Origin of the sequence: Pseudomonas sp. BF-R-24, from assembly GCF_019947335.1 — a bacterium.
In the GTDB taxonomy this organism is placed as follows: domain Bacteria; phylum Pseudomonadota; class Gammaproteobacteria; order Pseudomonadales; family Pseudomonadaceae; genus Aquipseudomonas; species Aquipseudomonas jessenii.
In genome coordinates this window covers 40883-58862 of record NZ_JAGYGG010000030.1, presented here as the reverse complement: position 1 = coordinate 58862, position 17980 = coordinate 40883, and the positions used below count along the sequence as shown (strand labels likewise).

Sequence of the window (17980 nt, the reverse complement as noted above, 5' to 3'; positions counted from 1 at the left end):
AGTCCTCGCATGTTATCGATGCCGATTGGAAATCGGCGTGGGGTAACCGGTTAGCGCTGGGAGTCCAGCGCTTCGTGTTCGTTCGCCACTTGCTGGGCCTTGAGGTAGCTCTCGATCAGCAATTGATAATGCGGCATGGCCTGGGCGTAGACAGCGGCCCACTGCTCGGCGTCCGGGCGGTTCCACGAACCTTGCAGTTCAGAAAGCGTAGCCATGATGTCGATCGGCACCACACCGGCCTGGGCCAGACGGGCAACGGTCAGATCAGTGGCCAGTTTCGAGTGGTTGCCGGAGGCATCGACCACGGCAAACACCTTGTAGCCCTCATGCACGGCGGCGATGGACGGGAACGCCAGGCACACGCTGGTCAAGGTGCCGGCGATCACCAGGGTTTTCTTGCCGGTGGCGTTGACCGCCGCGTGAAACTCCGGGTTGTCCCAGGCGTTGATTTCACCTTTGCGCGCCACGTACTGCGCATGGGGCGCGGCCTCGTGGATTTCCGGGATCAACGGCCCGTTCGGCCCCTGGGGAACGGAAGCGGTGGTGATCACCGGCATCTTGAGCAGGGTCGCGGCCTTGGCCAGGGCAATGGCGTTGGCGCGCAATTGGGGCACGTCCATGTCCTTGACGATCTGGAACAGCCCGCTCTGGTGATCGATCAACAGCATTGCGCTGTCGTTGGGGTCGATGGTCGGTTTCTGGCCGTTGAAGTTGGCCGCGTAGACAGTGTTCATGTGCGTTTCCTCTTTCTTTTGGGCAATAGCCATCCCTGGCCTGAAAACCGGCCTACTCATCCTGTGTAGAGTCGGGTGTAAAAGCGTTGCGAACTAAGCGTGCATCCGGCCGAAGCGACCGGACTGGAAGTCGGCGAAGGCCTGGTGGATTTCTTGCTCGGTGTTCATCACGAACGGCCCGTGGCCGACGATCGGCTCGTCTATCGGTTCGCCGCTGAGCAACAGCACCACCGCGTCTTCGCTGGCTTCGAGGCTCACCTGATCGCCCTTGCGGTCGAACAGGGCCAGTTGCCCCTGGCGCACCGATTCCAGGCCGTTGACCTGAACCGTGCCACGCAGAACCACCAGCGCGGTATTGCGCCCTTCATGCAGGTCAAGGGTGAGCAACTTGCCGGCATTCAAACGAATGTCCCACACGTCGACTGGGGTGAAGGTGCGCGCCGGGCCCTTGTGGCCATCGAACTCTCCGGCGATCAGGCGCAGGCTGCCGGCGTTGTCCTTCAAGGGGATGGCCGGGATGTCACGGTCGAGAATCGTCTGGTAGCCGGGGTCGGCCATTTTGTCCCTGGCCGGCAGGTTGACCCACAGTTGCACCATCTCCAGGGTGCCGCCGCTCTTGGCGAAACCTTCGGAGTGAAACTCTTCATGCAGGATCCCCGAGGCAGCGGTCATCCATTGCACATCGCCAGGGCCGATCTTGCCGCCACTGCCTGTGGAGTCCCGGTGCTCCAGTTCGCCCTTGTAAACGATAGTCACGGTTTCGAAGCCACGATGAGGATGCTGACCAACGCCACGCCGTTCGGTGGTCGGGGTGAATTCAGCGGGGCCGGCATGATCCAGCATCAGGAACGGGCTGATGTGTTTGCCCAGGTTGTCGTAGGAAAACAGCGTGCGAACCGGAAAACCGTCGCCAACCCAATGGGTCCGTGGACTGGTGTAGATACCGATGATGTTTTTCATGGTGTCTCCTGGTGAGGTGAGTGAAGCCATGGACAAAGCTTAAAACCGTGACCTTTGCTGCGCTAGACTGCAAAAATCAGCTTTAGCGTTCTATTTGGAGAACGATGGTGGAAGACCTCAACACCCTCTACTACTTCACCCAAGTGGTGGAGCATCACGGTTTCGCCGCGGCCGGCCGGGCACTGGACATGCCCAAGTCCAAGCTCAGCCGACGCATTGCCGAGCTTGAAGAACGCCTTGGCGTGCGCCTGCTGCACCGCACCAGCCGGCATTGCTCCTTGACGGAAATCGGCCAGGCCTACTACCAGCGCTGTCTGGCCATGCGGGTGGAGGCGGAAAGCGCCGCCGAACTGATCGAACGCAATCGCTCCGAGCCTCAGGGCCTGGTGCGTGTCAGTTGCCCGACGGCGCTGCTCAATTCCTGGGTCGGGCCGATGCTGACCCGCTACATGCTCAAGTACCCGCTGGTGGAGTTGTTCATCGAGAGCACCAACCGCCGGGTCGACTTGATCCATGAGGGCTTCGACATTGCCCTGCGGGTACGTTTCCCCCCGCTGGAAAACACCGACATGGTGATGAAGGTGCTGGGCAACAGCACCCAGAGCGTGGTCGGCAGCCCGGCCTTTTTATCGCGCCTGTCGACACCGGCCTCCCCGGCCGACCTCAGCGGTTTGCCGAGCCTGCACTGGGGCGCGGCGCAGCGCGAATATCAGTGGGAACTGTTCGGGGCCGATGGCAGCACCGCGATGATCCGGCATGCACCGCGCATGGTCACCGATGACCTGTTGGCCTTGCGCCATGCGGCGGTCGCCGGGATCGGCATCGTGCACCTGCCCAGTGTGGTGGTACGTGATGAAATCGCTGCCGGGCAACTGGTGGAACTGGTCCCGGGCTGGGCACCGAAAAGCGGTGTCATCCATGCGATCTTCCCCTCGCGTCGGGGCCTGCTGCCTTCGGTGCGCACGTTGATCGATTTTCTTGGGGAGGAGTTCAGCCGTAGTGATATTGCTTAGGGGCGGGGTAAGGCTTTGGACCGAGTCGCCGCCTTCGCGAGCAAGCCCGCTCCCACAGGGATTCACTGCGTCCACAGCATTTGTGTACGACCCGGATCATTGTGGGAGCGAGCTTGCTCGCGATGGCGCCAGACCAGACACCTTCAATACATCGGTCTGACCCGATTCTTGACTTGCGGTAAACATTGCTTTGCCGCTCCAGCGGTTTTTCTCACGGATACAGGCGCCGATACTGCCGCCCATTCCCACTGCAACCTCTGGAGTCTTCAATGTCTATTCCCGCTTTCGGCCTGGGTACGTTTCGCCTGCAAGGCCAGGTGGTCATCGATTCGGTGAGCACCGCCCTGGCGCTTGGCTACCGGGTGATCGATACCGCACAAATCTACGAGAACGAAGCCGACGTCGGCGAGGCTATCGCCGCCAGCGGCATCGCCCGGGAAGAGTTGTTCATCACCAGCAAGATCTGGGTCGCCAACCTGGCCGGTGATCGTCTGATCGACAGCTTGAAGGAAAGCCTGCGCAAACTGCGAACCGACTACCTGGACCTGACCCTGATCCACTGGCCGTCGCCGGACGATCAGGTGCCGGTCGAAGAATTCATGGGCGCCCTGCTCGAAGCCAAACACCTGGGCCTGACCCGGCAGATCGGCGTGTCCAACTTCACCATCGACCTGATGAAACAGGCGATCGCCGCCACGGGTGCCGAGCACATCGCCACCCACCAGATCGAACTGCACCCTTACCTGCAGAACCGCGAGGTCGTCGAGTTCGCACGCAGCCAAGGCATCGGCATCACCTCGTACATGACCCTGGCTTACGGTGAAGTCCTCAAGGATCCGCTCATCCAGCAGATCGCCGATCGTCTGCACGCGACACCGGCGCAGGTCACCCTGGCCTGGGCCATGCAATCGGGTTACGCCGTGATCCCGTCGTCCACTCGCCGGGCCAACCTTGAAAGCAACTTGAAGGCTCGCGAGTTGACCTTGAGCGAAGCCGACATGGCGTTGATCGCAACACTGGATCGCGGCCACCGTTTGACCAGCCCAAAAGGTATCGCACCGAACTGGGATTGAGCCTCAATCCTGCTCCAGATGCCGGTCCAGGCGGGCCATGGCTTGCTGTAGCTGGTCGACGGCGTCGTCGATCAGTGCCCCGCGGCCGTCATTGCACGCCTGCTCCAGTTGTTCGCAACACTCGACCAGGGCGAGCGCTCGCACCATCAGCGCCCCGCCCTTGATCCGGTGTGCCAGTTCCTGCAAGCCCGGGCGATTGCCGCCGGCATGCAAGGCCAGTAAATGCACGCGATCCTCGCGGTTGCTCAGCGCCAGATCGTGCAACAGTTGATCGATCAGCTCACGGTCCGCATCCGCAAAGCGCTCCAGCCCGCTCAAATCGAATTCGGCGACGCCATGGTCGTCAGTTGGCGCGGAGGGTGCGCTGGAAAACCGCTGGGCGAGCCACGCCTGCAAATCCACCAGGCGAATGGGTTTGAACAGGCAATCGTCCATGCCCGCCGCCAGGCATCGGACTTTCTCCTCGGCCTGCGCATTGGCGGTAAATCCCAGAATCAGCGTCGGCGACAGCCCCTGCACCCGCTCTTGCTCACGTATTGCACCCGCCAATTCGTAACCACTGAGCACCGGCATGTTGCAGTCGGTGATGACCAGGTCGAACCCTTGCCCACGCCACTGCTCAAGCCCCTGCACCCCGTCTTCAGCCAGCACCACGCGATGGCCCAGGTAGCTCAGCTGCCGCGAGAGCAACAGGCGATTGGCCGGATAATCGTCGACCACCAGAATCGACAACGCCCGGGTCGTGAGCTGCGCCGGATCCAGGGGTTTGCCCCCCGCGGGTAACGCTTGCAGGGCGGGCAGCACCAGGCTGATGTCCACCCGCGTCCCATGCCCAGGCTGACTGTCGAGTTGCAACCGGCCGCCCATCATTTCGCACAGGGTACGACTGATCACCAGACCCAGGCCGGATCCTTGCCGGGCGCTCTGCTGGTTGTTGCCCGCCTGCACGAACGGGCTGAACAGGCGTTGCTGGTCGAAAGCGCTGATGCCGATGCCGCTGTCCTCGATCTGTACGCTGACGGCGAGGTGCGCCGGGGCTTGAGGTCGCACTCCCAGCGTCAGCTTCACCTGGCCTTCCCGGGTGAACTTGATCGCATTGCTCAGCAGATTCGACAGCACCTGTTTGAAGCGCGTGGGGTCGAGCATCACGTCACAGTCACTGTGTTCGTCGAGTTCGACCCGCCACTGCAGATTCTTCTGCACCGCCAGCCCTTCGAAAACCCGGCAGACCGACGTCACCAGCGCCTGCAGATTGACCCGCTCCGGCGCCAGCGACAAATGCCCGGATTCGATCCGCGCGACGTCCAGAATGTCGCCGATCAAATCCAGCAATTGTTGCCCGGCGTTGGACGCGACCTCGATGGCGGCGCGGTCGGTCTCCCCTTCATCGGCCCGCTTCAGCGCCAGTTCGAGCATGCCGATCAAGGCGTTCATCGGCGTGCGGATTTCATGGCTCATGGTGGCCAGGAATGTGGTCTTGGCCCGGTTGGCGTCGTCCGCCGCGTCCTTGGCTTCCTGCAGTTGTCCGAGCAATTGCTGACGCTGGCGAATCTGGCGCCGCTGCCAGACGATCCCGGCCAACGCGAGTAACAGCAAGACACCCGCCACTGCAAACGCCTTCACGATCGCCTGCCGGTGTCGCAACCAGTAACTCTGCTCGACCATCGAGTCATAGCGCCAGGGCTGGGTCAGCTCGTCAATTTCTTCGGGAGGGATGCTCAACAGCGCCTTGTCCAGGATCGAATGCAGCTCGGTGGCCTCGCGACTGGTCGCCAGGGTGCTTCGTGCAGGGTCAGTGCCCACGGTGCTGGTCACTTGCAGGCGATCGCGATACTGCCGGGAAATCAGGTAACGGGCGCTGATCAAGGAGTTGATGCCGCCGTGGGTCTTGCCTTGGGCGACCATTTCCATGGCGTCCGTCGACAATGGTGCATCCACCAGCTGGATCAGCGGGTAATGCTGGCGAAGGTACTCGCCGACAATGTTGCCCTGGGTCAGTGCCAGGGTTCGCCCTGCCATGTCATCCAGCGTCCCGGGGCTGTCCGCGGCCACGCGGGTCACCAGCACCGAAGGGCTGCTCAGGAACGCCCGGGTGAACAGCAATTGATCTTCACGCTGGGAACTGAGGCCGATACCGGCCAGCACATCGATCTGCCCGCCCCTGATGCCGGTCATCATCTCGGCTACCGATTTCATGCCCCGGATGTCGAATTGCAGGCCGGTGCGCAAACTGATTTTCGTCAGCACATCGACGCCAATACCGCGGAACTTGCCTTCGCTGTCGATAAATGAAATCGGCGGAATGTTTTCGTTGATCGCGACCCTCACCCGTGGGTGGCGTTCGAGCCAGCGTTGTTCGGCCACGCTCAATTGCAATGACTGGGTGCCGGGGATAGACACCCCGTTTGCCCCCCAACGACGCAGGATGTTCATTTGTTCATTGGTGGTGATGGCCGCCAGCGCCTTGTTGACGATGCGCAACAGCGAATCGTTGTCGCGGGCCATCGCAAAGGCAAAACGCCCGGACTCCATGGGCGAGAAGTCCGTCAGGTGTACGTTGTTCAGGTAATTTCTGCTGATCAGGTAATGGGCATTGATCGCATCGCCCAGGTAGACATCGGCCTGGCCGAAAGCCACGGCGCCCATCGCCGCCAATGTCGAAGGAAACAGCTGGACCTGCGCCCTGGAATAGAACTGTTGCACGCTGTATTCGGGCAGGTAGTGATACAGCATCACCAGCCGCTTGCCGGCCAGTGTCGGGTCGAGCACTGGAGGGAAATCGGTGCGCGTGACCAGCACCGGTTGATCGACCGCGTACGCGCTGGACATCTGTAACTGCGGATCTTCGGCTTCAAATCGATTGGCCGTTCCCAGCAGATCTGCCTGCCCTTCCTTGATGGCCTGCACCGCGTCGGCCCGCGACGGATAACATTGGACCTCAATGACGACGTTCAGCAATTGTTCGAGCAAGCCGGCGTAATCGGCTGTCAGGCCTTCGAACACCTTGCCCGCCGTGTTGAACTCGAAGGGCGGATAGTCCGGCGCCGAGACAGCCAGCACCAATCGGCCCTTTTGCTGTAACCAGCGCGACTCGGTTTCCGACAACCTGACGCTCAGGCCTTCGACACTCGAGCGTCCCAACAGGGTCAACGACTGTTGCGCACAGACCGTCGATGCCCAGAGAAAAAGGCCGATCAGCACCCCACCTGCCAGTCGTCGGAGTGCGTTCATTCAGATCAGATGATTGCGCAGGGCGAAATCCCTCAAGTGCACCGACGAGCTCACGTTGAGCTTGAGGGTGAGTCGGGTCTTGTAGGTACTGACGGTCTTGTAGCTCAGGTGCATGATCTCGGCGATTTCGAGGTTTTTCGACCCCCGGGCCAGGTACTGCAGGATGGTCAACTCACGATTGGACAGCCTGTCGATCAACTGCTTTTCGCTGCGTTGCAACTCCCCCATCGACACGGAACTGGAGGGAATCTGAGCGAAATAGGTGTAGCCGGCCATCACGCAATTCACCGCCGCCTTCAGGTCATCCAGGTCCTTGCTCTTGCAAACATAGGCAACAGCCCCGGCACGCATGCAGCGGTCCTGATAGAACTGGGCCTCCAGCGAGGTGAACACCACCACGCGACATCGCATCTTTTCGGTCTTGATACGGTCCATCACCTCAAGCCCCGCCACACCGGGAAGGCCCAGATCAAGCAGCACGACATCCGGTTGATGCTCCCGGATCAACGTCAGGACCTTATCGCCACGGCAGGCCTCGTAAATCCGCTTGAACCCTTCGCCCTTGAGTACGAGTTTGATCATGGAGCGAACCACCGGATGATCTTCCGCAATCAGTGCTGACTTCATGACATCTCCCGTGCAAACCAACACGATCGGGCAAAAAATGCCCTCCAGGCACCGCAGCGGTTGGACATAACGCTGCGCATAGACTTTTGCATGGAAGGCTGGAAAGAACTACCTGACAGAAATGACAGTTCCGACGAACGGTAGCCGACGATCGACAGCGCTCATCAGCTGCGTAATGGACACCAGGTCAGGCAGGGCAGTCCGGCTGACCTGGACATTGCCCGCGACACGCGGCAACGGCGTCTGCTGTTCATTGAAGATAAACGCGTGATGAACCTGCGGGTTGTCGGCAAAGAAACTCAACAGGTCCAGCCCTTCGCTGGCCATCGCCCCGTTGATAAGCACCAGGTCCAAAGGCTCGCAACCGTACTCCACCAGTGGCAGGAGCTCGTCGAGGCTCTGCACCGGTGCTACGCGAAAGTAGCCGAGCTGATTGAACAGCCGCTCGATCCGCAGGCGGTTGAAGTGCTGCGTATCGGCGATCAGGATGCGCAAGGATTTGTTCGGCATGGTGACCTCCAAAAGGATGTCGATTTCAAGAGGTCGCAAAGCCTACGGAAGACCTTCCTGGGTTTATGTAGGAATTTTCCTAAATAAATACCGGTTAGTCTGACGCTTGCCAGGGAAACCTCGGCCCTTACTCCGTGGTACTCGGACTCCAGAACGCCTGCACCACCAGGGTCGATGTCGAAATCCGTGCCACCAGCGCATCCAGCTCATCACCATCGACCGAAGTGGTGGCCAGGGTGGCTTCGATTTCAATTTCATCCGTGCCGAAGGCGTGCACATCGACATCGCTGGCCGGGTAGTTGCTGCGTTCCAGCTCGGCTTCGAGCAAGGCCAGCACGGCTTTCTGCTGCGTGCGTCGGGCTATGACATAGACGATGTTGGTGACCTCCGCCGAAATCACATCCAGCGGCTGACGGTTGATGTTGTTGACGATCGGCCGCAGCAAGGTGTTGGCCGCGAGCACAAACAAGGTGCCAAGCAGCGCCTCGGCCAGCAGGTCGGCACCGGCGCAGGCACCGACTGCCGCCGAGGTCCAGAGCGTGGCGGCCGTGTTGAGACCGCGCACGTTGCCCTCTTCGCGCATGATCACCCCGGCACCGAGGAAGCCGATGCCGGAAACTACGTAAGCTACGACCCGCACGGCACCTTCGGCACCGGCGAGACGGTTGGCCATGTCGACGAAAATCGCCGCGCCCACCGCCACCAGCACGTTGGTGCGCAGGCCGGCGGTGCGCTGCCGGTACTGGCGTTCGAAACCGATCAGGCCACCGAGGATGAAGGCCGCGCTGAGGCTGACCAGGGTGTCGAGCAGGGAGGTCAGGTTGAGGTTGTTCAGTGCTTGCATGATGAATCCTTTGAAAAACACACGATCCCCTGTGGCGAGGGGGCTTGCCCCCGTACGACTGCGCAGCAGTCGCAAAGCCTGCCAACTCAATCTATCTGATCGTTCGCGTCGCTTTGTTTTGGGACTGCTTCGCAGCCCAACGGGGGCAAGCCCCCTCGCCACAGAGTTATATGCGGTCGCAGTGACAGCCACTGTTATTGCCAGCCAAACCGGCGAATGTAGAACCCCTTCACCGCCTGGGTCAGTGCCATGTACGCCAGCAGGATCACCGGCAGGAACACGAAATACAGCGAAGGCAACGCCTGCAATTTGAAGTAATGGGCCAACGGTCCCATCGGCAGGAAAATCCCCACGGCCATGATCAGCCCGGTCATCACCAGCAAGGGCATGGCCGCGCGGCTTTGCAGGAACGGGATCTTCGGCGTGCGGATCATGTGCACGATCAGCGTCTGGGTCAGCAGCCCGACCACGAACCAGCCAGACTGGAACAGGGTCTGGTGATCCGGGGTGTTGGCATCGAACACGTACCACATCAAGGCGAACGTGGTGATGTCGAAGATCGAACTGATCGGCCCGAAAAACAGCATGAAGCGCCCGACATCCGCCGGCTGCCAGCGCTGCGGTTGCTTGAGCATTTCGTCATCGACGTTATCGAACGGAATGGCGATCTGCGAAATGTCATAGAGCAGGTTCTGCACCAGCAGGTGCATCGGCAGCATCGGCAGGAACGGGATGAACGCACTGGCCACCAGCACCGAGAACACGTTGCCGAAGTTCGAACTGGCGGTCATCTTGATGTACTTGAGCATGTTGGCGAAGGTCCGGCGCCCTTCCAGCACACCCTCCTCCAGCACCATCAGGCTCTTTTCCAGCAGGATGATATCGGCCGCTTCCTTGGCGATGTCCACGGCGCTGTCCACCGAAATACCGATGTCGGCGGTACGCAGGGCCGGGGCGTCGTTGATGCCGTCGCCCATGAAACCGACCACATGGCCGTTGCCCTTGAGCAGACGGACAATGCGCTCCTTGTGCGAGGGCGTCAGTTTGGCGAAGACGTTGGTGGTCTCCACGGCTTTCGCCAGTTCGGCGTCGCTCATGCGTTCGATGTCATTGCCCATCAGCAGGCCCTGCTGCTCCAGGCCGACTTCGCGGCAGATTTTCGCCGTCACCAGTTCGTTGTCGCCGGTCAGCACTTTCACCGCCACGCCATGGGCGGCCAGGGCCTTGATGGCCGGTGCGGTGCTTTCTTTCGGCGGATCGAGAAATGCCACGTAACCGATCAGCGTCAGTGCCTGTTCGTCTGCCAGGCTGTAGGTATCGCGGCCTTCGACCATTGGCCGTGCCGCTACCGCAACCACCCGCAGGCCCTCGGCGTTGAACGTGGCCGTGACCTGACGGATGCGCGCCAGCAGTTCTTCGGTCAAGGCTTCATCGACTTCGCCATGACGCACCCGCGAGCAGACCGAAAGCACCTCCTCCACCGCGCCCTTGCAGATCAGCAGGTGCGGATGATCGCGCTCGGCGACCACCACCGACATGCGCCGACGGGTGAAGTCGAACGGAATCTCGTCGACCTTGCGAAACGCCGTGCCGACTTTCAATTCACGATGGATTTCGACGTGTTCGAGCACCGCCACATCCAGCAGGTTTTTCAGCCCGGTCTGGTAGTAGCTGTTGAGGTAGGCCATTTCCAGCACGTCATCGGAGTCATGGCCCCAAACATCAACGTTACGCGCCAGGAAGATCTTGTCCTGGGTCAGGGTGCCGGTCTTGTCGGTGCACAGCACGTCCATGGCGCCGAAGTTCTGGATAGCGTCGAGGCGTTTGACGATGACTTTCTTGCGCGACAGGAACACCGCGCCCTTGGCCAGGGTCGAGGTGACGATCATCGGCAGCATTTCCGGGGTCAGGCCCACGGCGATCGACAGCGCGAACAGCAGCGCTTCGGTCCAGTCGCCCTTGGTGAAACCGTTGATGAACAACACCAGCGGCGCCATCACGAACATGAAGCGGATCAGCAGCCAGCTGACTTTGTTGACCCCGGTCTGGAACGAAGTCGGCGCCCGGTCGGTGGCGCCGACCCGCTGGGCCAGGGCACCGAAATAGGTGCTGTTGCCGGTGGTGAGAATCACCGCCATGGCCGTGCCGGACACCACGTTGGTGCCCATGAACAGGATGTTGTCCAGGTCCAGGGGATTGAGCGTGTCACGGTCCTGCTGGCGGGGAAACTTTTCCACCGGCATCGATTCGCCGGTCATGGCTGCCTGGCTGACGAACAGGTCCTTGGCGCTGAGCACCCGGCAATCGGCGGGAATCATGTCGCCGGCAGACAACACGATCAGATCGCCCGGCACCAGGTGCCTGATCGGCAATTCGATACGCTGCGCGCCGCGGTCCTCAAGGTCCCGGCGCATCACCGTGGCGGTGTTGCTGACCATCGCCTTGAGGGCATCGGCGGCCTGGTTGGATTTGGTTTCCTGCCAGAAACGCAGGAAGGTCGAGAGCACCACCATGGAAAAAATCACGATGGCGGCTTTCATGTCTTCGGTCAGCCAGGAGATGACCGCCAGCAACGTCAGCAGCAGGTTGAACGGATTCTTGTAGCAGTGCCACAGGTGCGTCCACCAGGGCAGTGGTTGTTCGTGCTCGACTTCATTGAGGCCGAACTGCTCGCGCAAGGCATCGGCTTCAAGCTCGCTCAAGCCGTCGGTGTGACTGCCCAGGGTGTTGAGCAATTGACCCGTGTCGCTGCCGGCAGCGGCCACCAGGGTTTGCGCCAGGCTGGGCGGGACTTCACGGCTGACCGTGGTGTCGGTGAAGGTTTCCAGCAACGCCAGGCTACGGAAGTGCCGGGCGATGTGGCGGTTACGCAGGAAGCCTGCGAAGAATTCCTTGAGGTTAAGTTTCATGGCTGGTGCCCCTTTGGTCAGCCGGGAAACCGTCGAGCAGGCGGGTCCACGCCTCTTGCGCCGGAACAACCGGCAAAGCAAGGCCTGGCACGCCGGTCACGAATGACAGGCGTGTCGATAGAGCGGCGGCCACGACAACAAGTCGAAACCACGCACTGTTCAGCGTCGATGAGAGGGGCGTCGGGACACGGCCAGGACGGGCCATGATCGGGATGCCGCTGCTCGCTTGTCGGCGAGACAACGGCACAGGAGACTGCGCGTTATCTTGCCGAGAAAATGCCGGTTACCGAGACCGGCCGACAACTGTCACTCGAACAAGTACCCACTGTGGGTCTCCGTAATGGATGAAAACGCGCGAAGCTTACGCCCCGAAGTTTGGAGAGTAAACCCGCTATAAAAGCTTACCGGGGGGAATCGCGGGGTTCTTCAGGAAGGGTTCAGGATTCAATATTTGCGGTGTTCTTTCTGGCCTCTTCGCGAGCAAGCCCGCTCCCACAATTGATCTGTGAACACAGGTCAAAATGTGGGAGCGGGCTTGCTCGCGAAGAGGGCCTTACAGCCACCGAAAATCTCAGCTCGCCGTGGCCAACAACAAATCCACCACCGACCGGCCATGCCCGCGATGCTTGCCGTGTTCATACAGCGAGCCGGCAATTTCATCGGCGCGAATCGGCAGGATCGACAGCAAGGTGTCGCTCAGCCCATGGCTGGCCTGGCAAAAGCCCTGCATGTAGAGGCCGGCCTTGCAGCGTTCATCGGTGATCAGTTTGTAGTTGCGGTCGACCTCGAAATCACCCAGGTACTCTTCGAGCGGTGCCAGCAGCTTGCGGTGCATCTGCCGCTCGTAACCGGTGGCCAGCACCACAGCGTCGTAGTGACGCATCGAGACTTCGCCAGTGGCGTTGTTGCGCAACACCAGTTCGATGCCCCGTTCGTTGGCGGTGGCCTTTTCGATGGTGGTGAGGGTGTGGAACGCATGACGGGCGATGCCCGAGACTTTCTGCCGATAGAAGATGCCGTAGATTCGCTCGATCAGATCGATGTCCACCACCGAGTAGTTGGTGTTGTGGTACTCGTTCACCAGCCGCTCGCGCTCGCTGCCTGGCTGCTGGAACACCAGGTCGGTGAACTCCGGGGAAAACACTTCGTTGACGAAGGGGCTGTCGTCGGCCGGCTTGAGTGCCGAGCCGCGCAGGATCATGTCCACCTGCACCGACGGGAAGCTGTCGTTCAAATCGATGAAGGCCTCTGCCGCGCTCTGCCCGCCTCCGATGATCGCGATGCTCATCGGCCGGTTGTCCACGCACGGCTGCTTGGCCATCTGCGCCAGGTACTGGGAGTGATGGAACACCCGGCCGTCATCCCTGAGTGCCTTGAATACCTCGGGAATACGTGGCGTGCCACCGGCGCTGACCACCACCGACCGGGTGGTGCGCACCTGCTGATGCCCGGTCGCATCGCGGGAAATCACCCGCAACGCCTCGACCTGATGGTTGTGCAGCACCGGCTCGATGGTCAGCACTTCTTCGCCGTAGCGGCTTTGCGCGGTGAACTGTCCGGCGACCCAACGCAGATAGTCGTTGTACTCCATGCGGCACGGATAGAAGGTGCCCAGGTTGATGAAGTCCACCAGGCGCCCGTGGGCCTTGAGGTAATTGACGAACGAGTAAGGGCTGGTCGGATTGCGCAGGGTCACCAGGTCCTTGAGGAAGGAAATCTGCAACTCGCTCTGGGTCACCAGGGTGTTGCCGTGCCAGCGGTAGTCGGCCTGCTTGTCGAGAAACAGCACATCCAGGTTGCCCTGGCTCGCCCCGCGCTCTTGCAGTGCGATGGCCAGTGCCAGGTTCGAGGGGCCGAAACCGACGCCGATCAGGTCGTGAACGAGGGGCGATGCAATTGCCTGTGTCATTTCCAGTGTCCTCTGGATGTTCCCCTCAAAAGCGGGGGCATTGAACCTAAGTGACCTGACCGACCAAGGGCCGCACAACAGGTCGTCTGTTGAGTAGGAACGAGGACCGTGAAAAAAAATTTAACCGCGCAGGCTCACTGGGTGTCCCACTGTCGCATCCGTATACGGCAATGCTTCATGGCATTGACAATGTGCTTCTCGACCATTGCCCGGGAAATGCCCAGTTGCTCGGCAATTTGCGGATGGGACAGGCCTTCGATCTTGCGCAGCAGGAAACTCTCGCGGCACAACCTCGGCAACTCCGCCAGGGCACACTGGAGCATTTCCAGACGCTGGCCATGATCGAGCACGTTATGCGGCGAAGGGGTGAAATAGCGCTCTTCATTGTCGAGCACCTCAAGAGGTTCGGCCTGACGCAGGGTGTTGCGCCGATGGTCGTCGATAACCAGGTTGAGGGCGGTGCGATAAAGGAACGCCCGGGGTTGCTCGATCGGCGTATCACTGGAACGCTCCAGGACCCGCAGATAAGCGTCATGCACCACATCTTCGGCCACCTGACGGTTGCCCAGCCTGGCGTTCAGGAAACACACCAGTTCGCGATAGTAGTTTTCCAACATGACTCCCGTCCGCACGGGGGTGCGGTTTCTGTCCTTGAGCCCTTTGCGTGACCGTTGAAATAAGCAGTGGCACGATAATGGCAGTTCGAGTCGCGTAATTTATAGTAATTCTCATATAGATTTAAAGTACTGCTTCAACTTGCCTGGTATTTAGTCACAAACCCTGTAGGAGCGAGCTTGCTTGCGAAGGCATCAAGGACAACGTGTTGACCCAGACAGCACGCGTTATCGTTGACGTCCATCGCGAGCAAGCTCGCTCCTACATTAGTTTGTGTCAGCACCTAAATTCCCCGGCGCTTTCTACGTTTACAGGACAGCTCCCCGTCCCTGTCCGGCCCTGCCGGCAGCGTTCAGCCATCGACCCGCTGCTGAACGACGGGCCGATTTCCCTAGGCTGGAACCCTGCATGAAACGTCCCCGACAGACCCGACGCGCCCTGCTTGCAGCACTTTGTCTGATCCCTGTGGTTGCCGTCGCCGCCTGGCAGTTCATCCCGCCGGGCCGCGACGGGCTCGTCACCGTTCAGGTCAGCCGCACCGACATTGAAAGCAGCGTCACGGCATTGGGCACCCTGCAACCGCGGCGCTATGTCGACGTCGGCGCCCAGGCCTCCGGGCAGATCCACAAGATTCACGTGGAAGTCGGCGACGTGGTCAAGGAAGGCCAGTTGCTGGTGGAAATCGACCCGTCCACGCAACAGGCCAAACTCGATGCCGGGCGCTTCTCCATCGAAAACCTCAAGGCGCAGCTGCAGGAGCAGCGAGCGCAGCACGACCTGGCCCGGCAGAAACACCAGCGTCAACAGAACCTGGCCGCCGGCGGCGCCACCCGTGAAGAAGACGTGCAGACCGCCCAGGCCGAACTGCGCGCCACCCAGGCACGGGTCGACATGTTCCAGGCGCAGATCCGCCAGGCCGAAGCCAGCCTGCGCAGCGATCAGGCGGAGCTCGGCTACACGCGAATTTATGCGCCGATGGCCGGCACCGTGGTGGCGCTGGATGCCCGGGTCGGCCAGACCCTCAACGCCCAGCAGCAAACGCCGCTGATCCTGCGCATCGCCAAGCTGTCGCCGATGACCGTGTGGGCCGAGGTCTCGGAGGCCGACATCGGCCACGTCAAACCCGGCATGCACGCCTGGTTCACCACCCTGAGCGGCGGCACCCGGCGCTGGACCAGCACCGTGCGGCAAATCCTCCCCGTTCCGCCCAAGCCGCTGGACCAGACCAGCCAGGGCGGCGGCAGCCCCGCCAGCACCAGCAAAAGCGGGAGTGCCCGCGTGGTGCTGTACACCGTATTGTTGGACGTCGACAACGCCGACAACGCCTTGATGGCGGAAATGACCACCCAGGTATTTTTCGTCGCCAATCAGGCGCAGAACGTTCTCACCGCGCCCATCGCCGCCCTGCAGGCAGGCCCGCAGACAGACCGGCAGACCGCGCAAGTGGTCGCCAGCAACGGCAGCATCGAGCAGCGCAACGTGCGCACCGGCATCAGCGACCGCCTGCGGGTGCAGATCCTCGATGGCCTGCAGGAGGGCGATCACCTGTTGATCGGCCCGATCGACGGGAGTGGCGGCTGAATGCACACGCCCCTGATCGACCTTTCGGACATCCGCAAAGCCTACGGCGGTGGCGACGCGCCTGAAGTCCATGTGCTGCGCGGCATCGACCTGTCGATCCATGCCGGGGAGTTCGTGGCAATCGTCGGCGCTTCCGGCTCCGGCAAATCGACGCTGATGAACATCCTCGGCTGCCTCGACCGCCCGACCTCGGGCGAATACCGCTTCGCCGGGGAAAACGTCGCGGCGCTGGACAGTGACGAACTGGCCTGGCTGCGTCGTGAAGCCTTCGGTTTTGTGTTCCAGGGCTACCACCTGATTCCCTCCGGTTCGGCCCAGGAAAACGTCGAGATGCCGGCCATCTACGCAGGCACCCCAGCCGTTGAACGCCACGCCCGCGCCGCCGCCCTGCTCGACCGTCTCGGCCTGGCTTCGCGCACCGGCAACCGCCCCCATCAACTCTCCGGCGGGCAGCAGCAACGGGTGTCGATTGCCCGCGCATTGATGAATGGCGGCCACATCATCCTGGCTGACGAACCCACCGGTGCCCTCGACAGCCACAGCGGCGCCGAGGTCATGGCCCTGCTCGACGAACTGGCCAGCCAGGGCCACGTGGTGATCCTCATCACCCACGACCGCGAAGTGGCGGCCCGGGCCAAACGCATCATTGAAATTCGCGACGGCGAGATCATCAGCGACAGCGCCCGGGACAATCCCACCGCGCAAAACTCTGCCAACCCCGGCGCCCTGCAAGCCGTCGATTTGCGCAAGCGCCTGAGCGAAGGCGCCGAAGCCACCGGCGCCTGGAAAGGCGAATTGGTCGATGCCGTGCATGCGGCGTGGCGAGTGATGTGGATCAACAAGTTCCGCACCGCGCTGACCTTGCTCGGCATCATCATAGGCGTCGCCTCGGTGGTGGTGATGCTGGCCGTGGGCGAAGGCAGCAAGCGCCAGGTGATGGCGCAGATGGGCGCGTTCGGCTCCAACATCATTTACCTCAGCGGCTCGGCGCCCAACCCGCGCACGCCCATGGGCATCGTCACCCTCGATGAGGTCGCCGCGATTGCCAGCTTGCCCCAGGTGATGCGGATCATGCCGGTCAACGGCCAGGAGGCCGGGGTGCGCTTTGGCAACCTTGATCACATGAGCTACGTCGGCGGCAACGACACCAACTTCCCGGCGATTTTCAACTGGCCGGTGGTCGAAGGCAGCTACTTCACCCACGCCGATGAACAGAACGCCGCGGCGGTCGCGGTGATCGGGCACAAGGTGCGGACCAAATTGCTCAAGGACGTGGCCAACCCGATCGGCCAGTACATCCTGATCGAAAACGTACCCTTCCAGGTGGTCGGCGTGCTCGCGGAAAAAGGCGCCAGCTCCGGCGACTCCGACAGCGACGACCGTATCGCCATCCCCTACTCCGCCGCGAGCGTGCGCCTGTTCGGCACCCACAATCCCGAGTACATCGCCATCGCCGCCGCCGACGCGCGCAAGGTCAAGGAAACCGAAAAAGCCATCGAGCAACTGATGCTGCGTCTGCACGACGGCAAGCGCGACTTCGAACTGACCAACAACGCGGCGATGATCCAGGCCGAGGCGCGCACGCAAAACACCCTATCGCTGATGCTCGGCTCGATTGCGGCCATTTCGCTGCTGGTGGGTGGGATCGGCGTGATGAACATCATGCTCATGACTGTGCGTGAGCGGACTCGCGAGATCGGTATCCGCATGGCCACCGGTGCCCGCCAGCGCGACATCCTGCGCCAGTTCCTCACCGAAGCGGTGATGCTCTCGGTGGTGGGCGGCCTCACCGGGATTGCCCTGGCGCTGATCGTCGGTGGCGTGCTGATTTTCAGCGAAGTCGCTGTCGCGTTCTCCCTGATAGCGGTGCTGGGTGCCTTCGGCTGCGCCCTGGTCACCGGTGTCGTTTTCGGCTACATGCCGGCCCGCAAGGCTGCCCGACTAGACCCGGTCACGGCCCTTACCAGTGAATGA

At 61.5% G+C, this 17980-nt stretch carries 13 protein-coding genes; 4 read left to right on the top strand and 9 right to left on the bottom strand.

Translation table 11 applies throughout. The features are described 5' to 3' along the window. Positions 1-50: 50 nt before the first annotated feature. Together KGA98_RS21305 and KGA98_RS21300 are read right to left on the bottom strand one after the other, a co-directional pair. Positions 51-734 carry an isochorismatase family protein gene (locus KGA98_RS21305; RefSeq protein ID WP_223503653.1) on the bottom strand — a complete coding sequence of 228 codons (684 nt, stop codon included), beginning with the start codon at positions 732-734 and terminating at the stop codon, positions 51-53. A gap of 93 nt (positions 735-827) precedes the next feature. Further along, positions 828-1694, bottom strand: a complete 867-nt coding sequence (locus KGA98_RS21300; RefSeq protein ID WP_090456881.1) for a pirin family protein — start codon at positions 1692-1694, stop codon at positions 828-830. A gap of 104 nt (positions 1695-1798) precedes the next feature. On the opposite strand from KGA98_RS21300, the gene KGA98_RS21295 reads away from it, so the two are divergent. After that, positions 1799-2707, top strand: coding sequence for a LysR family transcriptional regulator (locus tag KGA98_RS21295; RefSeq protein ID WP_057713960.1), 909 nt, complete (start codon positions 1799-1801; stop codon positions 2705-2707). 269 nt (positions 2708-2976) lie between these two features. Next, positions 2977-3780 (top strand): 2,5-didehydrogluconate reductase DkgB, encoded by an 804-nt coding sequence (gene dkgB, locus KGA98_RS21290; protein WP_223503651.1) that lies wholly within the window; start codon positions 2977-2979, stop codon positions 3778-3780. Positions 3781-3783: 3 nt separating this feature from the next. Here dkgB and KGA98_RS21285 read toward each other — a convergent pair whose 3' ends face one another. The 7 genes from KGA98_RS21285 to KGA98_RS21255 all read right to left on the bottom strand — a co-directional run bounded on the left by KGA98_RS21285 (position 3784) and on the right by KGA98_RS21255 (position 14427). Then, positions 3784-7011: a transporter substrate-binding domain-containing protein gene (locus KGA98_RS21285; RefSeq protein WP_223503648.1), complete on the bottom strand. Its 3228-nt coding sequence runs from the start codon at positions 7009-7011 to the stop codon at positions 3784-3786. Beyond that, positions 7012-7638 (bottom strand): response regulator transcription factor, encoded by a 627-nt coding sequence (locus KGA98_RS21280; protein WP_223503646.1) that lies wholly within the window; start codon positions 7636-7638, stop codon positions 7012-7014. 108 nt (positions 7639-7746) lie between these two features. Then, positions 7747-8148 (bottom strand): chemotaxis protein CheY, encoded by a 402-nt coding sequence (locus KGA98_RS21275; protein ID WP_223503644.1) that lies wholly within the window; start codon positions 8146-8148, stop codon positions 7747-7749. 127 nt (positions 8149-8275) lie between these two features. Continuing rightward, positions 8276-8992 carry an MgtC/SapB family protein gene (locus KGA98_RS21270; protein WP_057713955.1) on the bottom strand — a complete coding sequence of 239 codons (717 nt, stop codon included), beginning with the start codon at positions 8990-8992 and terminating at the stop codon, positions 8276-8278. 194 nt (positions 8993-9186) lie between these two features. Continuing rightward, positions 9187-11901: a magnesium-translocating P-type ATPase gene (mgtA, locus tag KGA98_RS21265; protein ID WP_223503641.1), complete on the bottom strand. Its 2715-nt coding sequence runs from the start codon at positions 11899-11901 to the stop codon at positions 9187-9189. 571 nt (positions 11902-12472) lie between these two features. Next, positions 12473-13810 (bottom strand): lysine N(6)-hydroxylase/L-ornithine N(5)-oxygenase family protein, encoded by a 1338-nt coding sequence (locus KGA98_RS21260; protein WP_223503639.1) that lies wholly within the window; start codon positions 13808-13810, stop codon positions 12473-12475. Positions 13811-13944: 134 nt separating this feature from the next. Further along, positions 13945-14427: a sigma-70 family RNA polymerase sigma factor gene (locus tag KGA98_RS21255; RefSeq protein WP_057713952.1), complete on the bottom strand. Its 483-nt coding sequence runs from the start codon at positions 14425-14427 to the stop codon at positions 13945-13947. A gap of 406 nt (positions 14428-14833) precedes the next feature. Here KGA98_RS21255 and KGA98_RS21250 point away from each other — a divergent pair, with 406 nt between their 5' ends. Together KGA98_RS21250 and KGA98_RS21245 are read left to right on the top strand one after the other, a co-directional pair. Next, positions 14834-16006, top strand: coding sequence for an efflux RND transporter periplasmic adaptor subunit (locus KGA98_RS21250; protein ID WP_154947196.1), 1173 nt, complete (start codon positions 14834-14836; stop codon positions 16004-16006). Next, positions 16007-17980: a MacB family efflux pump subunit gene (locus KGA98_RS21245; RefSeq protein WP_223503637.1), complete on the top strand. Its 1974-nt coding sequence runs from the start codon at positions 16007-16009 to the stop codon at positions 17978-17980. It begins immediately after the preceding gene.

What these genes read in the sequence shown, in the direction of transcription:
- KGA98_RS21305 (WP_223503653.1), bottom strand. Translation starts at nt 734, where the DNA reads ATGAACACTGTCTACGCGGCCAACTTCAACGGCCAGAAACCGACCATC.
- KGA98_RS21300 (WP_090456881.1), bottom strand. Translation starts at nt 1,694, where the DNA reads ATGAAAAACATCATCGGTATCTACACCAGTCCACGGACCCATTGGGTT.
- KGA98_RS21295 (WP_057713960.1), top strand. Translation starts at nt 1,799, where the DNA reads ATGGTGGAAGACCTCAACACCCTCTACTACTTCACCCAAGTGGTGGAG.
- dkgB (WP_223503651.1), top strand. Translation starts at nt 2,977, where the DNA reads ATGTCTATTCCCGCTTTCGGCCTGGGTACGTTTCGCCTGCAAGGCCAG.
- KGA98_RS21285 (WP_223503648.1), bottom strand. Translation starts at nt 7,011, where the DNA reads ATGAACGCACTCCGACGACTGGCAGGTGGGGTGCTGATCGGCCTTTTT.
- KGA98_RS21280 (WP_223503646.1), bottom strand. Translation starts at nt 7,638, where the DNA reads ATGAAGTCAGCACTGATTGCGGAAGATCATCCGGTGGTTCGCTCCATG.
- KGA98_RS21275 (WP_223503644.1), bottom strand. Translation starts at nt 8,148, where the DNA reads ATGCCGAACAAATCCTTGCGCATCCTGATCGCCGATACGCAGCACTTC.
- KGA98_RS21270 (WP_057713955.1), bottom strand. Translation starts at nt 8,992, where the DNA reads ATGCAAGCACTGAACAACCTCAACCTGACCTCCCTGCTCGACACCCTG.
- mgtA (WP_223503641.1), bottom strand. Translation starts at nt 11,901, where the DNA reads ATGAAACTTAACCTCAAGGAATTCTTCGCAGGCTTCCTGCGTAACCGC.
- KGA98_RS21260 (WP_223503639.1), bottom strand. Translation starts at nt 13,810, where the DNA reads ATGACACAGGCAATTGCATCGCCCCTCGTTCACGACCTGATCGGCGTC.
- KGA98_RS21255 (WP_057713952.1), bottom strand. Translation starts at nt 14,427, where the DNA reads ATGTTGGAAAACTACTATCGCGAACTGGTGTGTTTCCTGAACGCCAGG.
- KGA98_RS21250 (WP_154947196.1), top strand. Translation starts at nt 14,834, where the DNA reads ATGAAACGTCCCCGACAGACCCGACGCGCCCTGCTTGCAGCACTTTGT.
- KGA98_RS21245 (WP_223503637.1), top strand. Translation starts at nt 16,007, where the DNA reads ATGCACACGCCCCTGATCGACCTTTCGGACATCCGCAAAGCCTACGGC.